Origin of the sequence: Streptomyces sp. SM1 (genome assembly GCF_002910825.1) — a bacterium.
In the GTDB taxonomy this organism is placed as follows: Bacteria; Actinomycetota; Actinomycetes; order Streptomycetales; family Streptomycetaceae; genus Streptomyces; species Streptomyces okerensis.
On the sequence record NZ_NEUB01000430.1, the window covers coordinates 1 to 6977 of the forward strand.

General features: G+C 70.7%; 7 protein-coding genes and 1 pseudogene. 2 read left to right on the forward strand and 6 right to left on the reverse strand.

The annotated features are described in order from the left end of the window. Positions 1-204 precede the first annotated feature (204 nt). Both B9S61_RS10650 and B9S61_RS10655 read right to left on the reverse strand, forming a co-directional pair. Positions 205-666: a DoxX family protein gene (locus tag B9S61_RS10650; protein WP_103542030.1), complete on the reverse strand. Its 462-nt coding sequence runs from the start codon at positions 664-666 to the stop codon at positions 205-207. Between the two features lie 82 nt (positions 667-748). Further along, positions 749-1459: a bifunctional 2-polyprenyl-6-hydroxyphenol methylase/3-demethylubiquinol 3-O-methyltransferase UbiG gene (locus tag B9S61_RS10655; RefSeq protein WP_103542031.1), complete on the reverse strand. Its 711-nt coding sequence runs from the start codon at positions 1457-1459 to the stop codon at positions 749-751. Positions 1460-1616: 157 nt separating this feature from the next. Between B9S61_RS10655 and B9S61_RS41525 the strand changes: the two are divergent. Then, a pseudogene (locus B9S61_RS41525) lies at positions 1617-1877 on the forward strand (DUF6343 family protein); the annotation flags it as partial. A gap of 23 nt (positions 1878-1900) precedes the next feature. On the opposite strand, the gene B9S61_RS10665 reads toward B9S61_RS41525, so the two are convergent. The 4 genes from B9S61_RS10665 to rpsA all read right to left on the reverse strand — a co-directional run bounded on the left by B9S61_RS10665 (position 1901) and on the right by rpsA (position 5736). Next, positions 1901-2281 carry a tetratricopeptide repeat protein gene (locus B9S61_RS10665; RefSeq protein WP_103542032.1) on the reverse strand — a complete coding sequence of 127 codons (381 nt, stop codon included), beginning with the start codon at positions 2279-2281 and terminating at the stop codon, positions 1901-1903. A gap of 50 nt (positions 2282-2331) precedes the next feature. Next, positions 2332-2943 carry a dephospho-CoA kinase gene (gene coaE / locus B9S61_RS10670; protein ID WP_103542033.1) on the reverse strand — a complete coding sequence of 204 codons (612 nt, stop codon included), beginning with the start codon at positions 2941-2943 and terminating at the stop codon, positions 2332-2334. Positions 2944-3037: 94 nt separating this feature from the next. Then, the gene (locus B9S61_RS10675; protein WP_103542034.1) at positions 3038-3976 is read right to left on the reverse strand and encodes a PAC2 family protein; all 939 of its coding nucleotides are present in this window, start codon (positions 3974-3976) and stop codon (positions 3038-3040) included. A gap of 257 nt (positions 3977-4233) precedes the next feature. Beyond that, entirely contained in the window at positions 4234-5736 is a 1503-nt protein-coding gene (rpsA, locus tag B9S61_RS10680) for a 30S ribosomal protein S1 (RefSeq protein WP_103542035.1), read from the reverse strand. A 366-nt stretch (positions 5737-6102) separates the two neighbouring features. On the opposite strand from rpsA, the gene B9S61_RS10685 reads away from it, so the two are divergent. Further along, complete coding sequence (locus tag B9S61_RS10685) at positions 6103-6915, forward strand: class I SAM-dependent methyltransferase (protein ID WP_103542036.1); 813 nt, start codon at positions 6103-6105, stop codon at positions 6913-6915. Positions 6916-6977 lie beyond the last annotated feature (62 nt).

Here is a 6977-nt window from a genome sequence, read left to right on the forward strand (position 1 = left end):
CGCCCACCCCACGACCCGCACCGGACCGTGCCAGAGCCGGACGACCAGGCGGCCAGGGGGCCGGGGTGCCCCGGCCGACAGTTCTGTGGCTCGGGACGACGGGGCCGACTGGGGCCGGAGGGGTACGCCTCCGCCTCCGCCCCCGCCTCCGTCTCCGCCTCACGATCCCGGCAGGACGGAGGGACGGCACTCTCCGGCGGGGCCTCAGCTCTGGTGGCGCAGCAGCCGCAGCAGGTCCTTGTTGTGGTCCCGGCGGGCCCACGCGATGAGGACGAGCGGCACGATCAGGATGACCGGTGTCGCCGCGTTCTCACCGTCGAACACCGTGATCTGCGTGACGAACGCGCCCACCATCAGCGCGGCCAGGCCCGTAGCCGCCGCGGACTGGAGCATCGGCAGCAACAGGCCGATCGCTCCGGCGAGTTCGAGCACACCGATGGCGTACATGCCCGTGCTGCCCCAGCCCATCTCGTCGAAGGGGCCGGCCGCCGAGGAGTGTGCGATCAGCTTGGGCAGCGCGCTCGCGACCGCGTAGAACAGGGCGAGCAGTATCTGCAGTCCGCGCAGGTCGACGCGGGCACGCCGGCCGCGGGAGGTCGCGGACTCGGCGACGACGGTCCTGGAAGGGGCGGCAGTGGTGGCGGCGGGAGCGGAGGTCTCGGACACGGGGGTCTCCTGTGGAATGCGGTCCGTGGTGCTGTCGGAGAGGTAGACCGCCCCCGTCCCCCGAACTCATCGCTGTCCGGGGTCACTTCCGCGATCGGTTCCCGGCCGTCGGCACCGCCCGCACCCATGTCCTGTCCGCCGTCAGGTACCGGTCCACCCGCAGACCCTCCTCCCCCAGTGCCTCCTCGACCTGGCGCCTCGTCAGAGGCCGGGCGCGGAACGTCTGGGTCCAGACCGCGTCCGGGAACACATACTCCACGTGCGCCGAGTCGACCCCGTCGCCCACCGGCTCCGCCGACACGATCCGCACGGTGCAGCCGGCCGGGTTCTCCCGCTCGCGCGGCACATCGGTGTGGTACTCCTCGCCCTCCCGCTGGATGAGCACGCATCCGCCCTCGGCCAGGTGCCGCACACAGGTGCGCAACAGGCCCCGCCGGACCTCGATGTCCCCCGCGTGGACCAGGAAGGACGCCAGCAGCACCACGTCGAACGTCTCGCCGATGTCGAGTTCCTCGATCGGGCCGCATATCGTCCGTGCCCCGCGCACGCGCTCCAGCATCTCCGCGGACTCGTCCACCGCGGTGACGTCGAACCCCCGCTCCAGCAGCGCGTGGGTCATCCGTCCCACACCGCTGCCCAGCTCCAGCAGTCGCCCTCCCGCCGGCACCGCGGCGGCGACGATGTCCGGCTCGTCCCCGACGGCAAGGCGCGAGTAGAGCTCCACCGCGCAGCCGTCCGGGGTGATCGCCCCGGGCCCCGTCCCCTCGTACCCGTCACGCCTCTTCAGCTCCATGTCCGTCCAACGGACCGCGTCCGCACGCCCGTTCCCACTCGCCCCAGGTTCACCCGTCCGAGTGAGTACGGGTCTTTCCGCGGGTGGTGAACCGGCCCGTTCCGGGCACTCGGACGGGGAAGACCGCAGGTCACGGGCGAGGGTGGTGGTGAGGACCATGCGTACGGGCAGTGAACCGGTGACCGCCCGCAGTGCTCTGCGGATGCGGTTCTGGCTGAGTGTGTGGGGTGTGGTCTGGACGGCGGCCGGGACCGTGGCGTTCGCGCTCGCCGGACATCCCGGCTGGGCGGTGGCGTGCGGGGCGCTGTGGCTGCTCGTCACGGTCGACCTGATCGTCGTCGTCCGGCACATCCGTCAGGGGCCGCACTACCAGCCGGGCCCCGACGTCCCTCCGTACGAGCCGCCGAAACGGCGTCCGTGGCCGCGGGCGCCACGCCGCCCTCACGCGTCGAAGCGGGCCGCCTTCAGGTACTCCGGATTCGGGTCCAGGGCGGCCGCCAGCCGGAAGTGGCGCCTGGCCGGGTGCGGACGGTTCTGCCGCTGATAGGTGCGGGCGAGTGCGAAGTGGGCGAAGGCGTTGTCCGGCTCGCGCTCCAGCACCAGGGAGAACTCCAGCTCGGCGGGCCGCAGCTGGGCCGCCGCGAAGAAGGCGCGGGCACGCAGCAGGCGCGCGGCGGTGTTCTCCGGGTGGACGTCGATCACTCCGTCCAGCAGCTTCACCGCGCCCTGCGGATCACGGGAGGCGAGCAGTTGCTCGGCGGCACGGAAGTCGATGACATGTGTCTCCGGCGTACGTCCGGTCGGACCACTGATCTCGGGCACGGCGGAATCCTTCCCTCACTCGACGGGTTCAACGCCCCGCCGCAAGCCCTCTATTCCGGGCGGGACGGCCGCGCCCGGCGCACCAGCTCGGACCACACGTCCTGGACGCGTCGTGCCAGCTCTTCGAGGGGTACGTCGTTGTCGATGACGATGTCGGCGATCGCCCGGCGCTGCTCGCGGGTCGCCTGGGCGGCCATCCGCGCGCGGGCGTCCTCCTCGGTCATGCCGCGCCGGCCGACGAGCCGGTCGAGCTGGGCCTCCGGGCTCGCGTCGACGACGATCACGAGATCGTAGAGGGGCGCGAGACCGTTCTCCGTGAGCAACGGGACGTCGTGGACGACGACGGCGTCCTCGGCGGCGGCCTCCTCCAGCTCCCGGGAGCGGGCGCCCACCAAGGGGTGGACGATCGAGTTGAGGACGGCCAGTCTCTCCGGGTCGGAGAAGACGACCGAGCCCAGCCGCGGCCGGTCGAGGCTGCCGTCCTCGGCCAGGATCTCCTCGCCGAAGGCGTCCACGACGGCGCGGAGACCGGGCGTGCCCGGTTCGACGACCTCACGCGCGATGCGGTCCGCGTCGATCAGGACGGCCCCGCGCTCGACGAGCAGCCGTGACACCTCACTCTTGCCGGCCCCGATACCGCCGGTCAGACCCACTGTCAGCATGGGCAGCAGCCTAGGGCCTGCACGGCGGGGAGAGCCGGGGAGGGCGTCGATGCGGCCCCGGCGACCGGGAACGGCGCCGGGCACGCCGAAGACGTCAGGTGTCGCCTTCGCGTTCCGCCAGGAAGCGCTCGAACTCGCGGCCGATCTCGTCCGCCGACGGGATCTCCGCCGGCTCGGCCAGCATGTTGCCCCGGGTCTCCGCGCCCGCCGCGGCGTCGTACTGGTGCTCGAGGCCCTGGACGAGGGCGGTCAGCTCCTCGTCGCCCTCCCGGATCTGGCGGTCGATCTCGGTCTGGGTGCGGTGGGCGTCGGTGCGCAGGGAGTGCGCGACGCCCGGCAGGACCAGTCCGGTGGCGGCCGTGAGCGTTTCCAGGGCGGTCAGTGCCGCGTCCGGGTACGGGGAACGGGCGATGTAGTGCGGCACGTGCGCGGCGACGCCCAGCACATCGTGTCCGGCCTCCATGAGCCGGTACTCGACCAGTGCCTCCGCGCTGCCGGGCACCTGCGCCTCGTCGAAGACGCTGCTGGTCACCGGGACGAGGTCGGTGCGGTTGCCGTGCGGGGTGATGCCGACGGGGCGGGTGTGCGGGACGCCCATGGGGATGCCGTGGAAGTTCACCGAGAGGCGGACGCCGAGCCGCTCCACGATCTGCTGGACGGCCGCGGCGAAGCGCTCCCACTCGACGTCCGGCTCGGGGCCGGACAGCAGCAGGAACGGTGCCCCGGTGGCGTCCTGGACGAGGCGCACCTCGAGGGCGGGCACCTCGTAGTCGCTCCAGCGGTCGCGGGTGAAGGTCAGCAGCGGGCGCCGGGCCCGGTAGTCGACGAGCCGGTCGTGGTCGAACCGGGCGACGACCTGGTGGGGCAGCGCGCCGAGCAGCCGGTCGACGATCTGGTCCCCGGTCTCCCCCGCGTCGATGTATCCGTCGAAGTGGTAGAGCATGACAAGTCCGGCCGACTCCTGGGCCAGCGCCATGTCGACGACGCCGAGCCCCTTCGGCTCCCATGCGTACAAACCCTGCGGATCAAGCACAGTGACCGCTCCTCCTCGTGTCCGTACACCACAACGTGTCCCCCGACACCGGCATTCCCGGGCACGAGCTGATCAGGAGCGACTTCTCCCCCGGAGGCGCGGGGAATCCCCCAGGGGCGCGCGGAACCGCGCGGCAAGCCCCCTCCGGCCCGCGGCGATCCACCCACCCGCGTGCCACCACCGCCGGGGAAGCACTGAGGGGCCGCACCTCGAAAGGTACGGCCCCTCAGTCAACGGCTAAGCCTCAGCGGAGAGCGTCAGCTCTGCCCACCCGCCAGCTTCTCGCGCAGCGCGGCCAGCGCCTCGTCCGAAGCGAGCGCGCCGGACTGGTCGCCACCCTCGGAGGAGTACGAACCGCCACCACCGGACGCGGCCGGAGCCGCACTCGCGGTGTCGACACCCTCGGCGGCGGCCTTCTCGTCCGCCTCGCGGGACTTGATGACCTGCGCCTGGTGCTGCTCGAAGCGGGACTGCGCCTCGGCGTACTGGGTCTCCCACGCCTCGCGCTGGGTCTCGTAGCCCTCGAGCCAGTCGTTGGTCTCGGGGTCGAAGCCCTCGGGGTAGATGTAGTTGCCCTGGTCGTCGTAGGACGCGGCCATGCCGTACAGGGTCGGGTCGAACTCGACCACCGACGGGTCGGCACCGAAGGCCTCGTTGGCCTGCTTCAGCGAGAGGCTGATGCGACGGCGCTCGAGGTCGATGTCGATGACCTTCACGAAGATCTCGTCGTTGACCTGGACGACCTGCTCCGGGATCTCCACGTGGCGCTCGGCCAGCTCGGAGATGTGGACCAGACCCTCGATGCCCTCGTCCACGCGGACGAACGCACCGAACGGAACCAGCTTGGTGACCTTGCCGGGCACGACCTGGCCGATCTGGTGGGTCCGGGCGAACTGCTGCCACGGGTCTTCCTGGGTCGCCTTCAGCGACAGGGAGACGCGCTCGCGGTCCATGTCGACGTCGAGGACCTCGACCGTGACCTCCTGGCCGACCTCGACGACCTCGGAGGGGTGGTCGATGTGCTTCCAGGACAGCTCGGAGACGTGGACCAGACCGTCGACGCCACCCAGGTCCACGAAGGCACCGAAGTTGACGATCGAGGAGACGACGCCGGAACGGACCTGACCCTTCTGGAGGGTCGTGAGGAACGTCTGGCGGACCTCGGACTGGGTCTGCTCCAGCCAGGCACGGCGGGACAGGACCACGTTGTTGCGGTTCTTGTCCAGCTCGATGATCTTCGCCTCGAGCTCCTTGCCCACGTAGGGCTGAAGGTCGCGGACACGGCGCATCTCGACCAGGGAGGCCGGGAGGAAGCCGCGGAGGCCGATGTCGAGGATGAGACCACCCTTGACGACCTCGATGACGGTACCGGTGACGATGCCGTCCTCTTCCTTGATCTTCTCGATGGTGCCCCAGGCACGCTCGTACTGGGCGCGCTTCTTCGAGAGGATCAGGCGGCCTTCCTTGTCCTCCTTCTGGAGAACAAGGGCCTCGATCTCGTCACCGACGGCGACGACCTCGTTGGGGTCGACGTCGTGCTTGATCGAGAGCTCGCGGCTCGGGATGACACCTTCGGTCTTGTAACCGATGTCGAGCAGGACCTCGTCCCGGTCGACCTTCACGATGACGCCGTCGACGATGTCGCCGTCGTTGAAGTACTTGATCGTCTCGTCGATCGCGGCGAGGAATGCTTCCTCGTTACCGATGTCGTTGACCGCAACCTGCGGGGTGGTGGCGGTGGTCTCGGTGCTGCTCGTCATGTGGGAAAGGGCTCCGGTACGGACATTGAAGTCGTAGGTACTGCTACGCCGGGAGCCCGTTTCGCTCTGCCGAAGCCGGACAGCCAAGGAAGCGCCCCACCAGATGCTGGTGACGACACCTCGAGAACCGAGGGGACATACAACAGACGCGAGCGCAGCCTGCTACGTCTGAGGCGCGCAGGCTCGCAGCGCAACTTGTAGCATACGGGGGCAGCCGGGCAGGGTCAATGCGCGAAGCCGCCCACCCGGGGCGGATCGCCGCATAACCGGCACAAGTCCCGTCATCCGAGGCCACGCAGGGGCTGTGAACCCGTTTCTGCGACACACCGGAGTCCGGCTGGACGGAAGAGTACGACGAGGGAGCCGATCATCCAAGAGCCTGTAGCACCCGAACCGGAGGCGACCCGGCGGGAGGCCGGCGTCACGGAGAGCACCCGCGCCAACCGGGGCTGGTGGGACCGCAACGCGGACGAGTACCAGACCGAGCACGGCACGTTCCTCGGCGACGACCGCTTCGTGTGGGGTCCCGAGGGGCTGGACGAGGTGGAGGCGGAGCTGCTCGGCCCGCCGGAGGAGCTGAAGGGGCGGGACGTCCTGGAACTGGGCGCCGGCGCGGCGCAGTGCTCGCGCTGGCTGGCCGCCCAGGGGGCGCGTCCGGTGGCCCTGGACATCTCGCACCGGCAGTTGCAGCACGCCCTGCGGATCGGCGGGCCGGTCCCGCTGGTGTGCGCCGACGCGGGCGCGCTGCCGTTCGCCGACGGCTCCTTCGACCTGGCCTGCTCGGCGTACGGGGCGCTGCCCTTCGTCGCCGATCCGCGGCTGGTGCTGCGCGAGGTGCGCCGGGTGCTGCGGCCGGGAGGCCGGCTGGTGTTCTCCGTGACGCATCCGATCCGCTGGGCGTTCCCGGACGAGCCGGGCCCGGAGGGGCTGAGCGTCTCCGGGTCGTACTTCGACCGCACGCCGTACGTGGAGCAGGACGACGACGGCCGCGCGGTGTACGTGGAACACCACAGGACGCTCGGGGACCGGGTGCGTGACGTCGTCGCCTCGGGGTTCCGGCTGGTGGATCTGGTGGAGCCGCAGTGGCCGGCCTGGAACACCTCCGAGTGGGGCGGCTGGTCCCCGCTGCGCGGGACCCTGATCCCGGGAACGGCGATCTTCGTGTGCGTACGGGACTGAGTGCGTGATCCGTTACGACGCCCTGGACGCCCTTCCGGTACGTGATGCCCTGCCCGGGCTGA

What these genes read in the sequence shown, in the direction of transcription:
- B9S61_RS10655 (WP_103542031.1), bottom strand. Translation starts at nt 1,459, where the DNA reads ATGGAGCTGAAGAGGCGTGACGGGTACGAGGGGACGGGGCCCGGGGCG.
- coaE (WP_103542033.1), bottom strand. Translation starts at nt 2,943, where the DNA reads ATGCTGACAGTGGGTCTGACCGGCGGTATCGGGGCCGGCAAGAGTGAG.
- rpsA (WP_103542035.1), bottom strand. Translation starts at nt 5,736, where the DNA reads ATGACGAGCAGCACCGAGACCACCGCCACCACCCCGCAGGTTGCGGTC.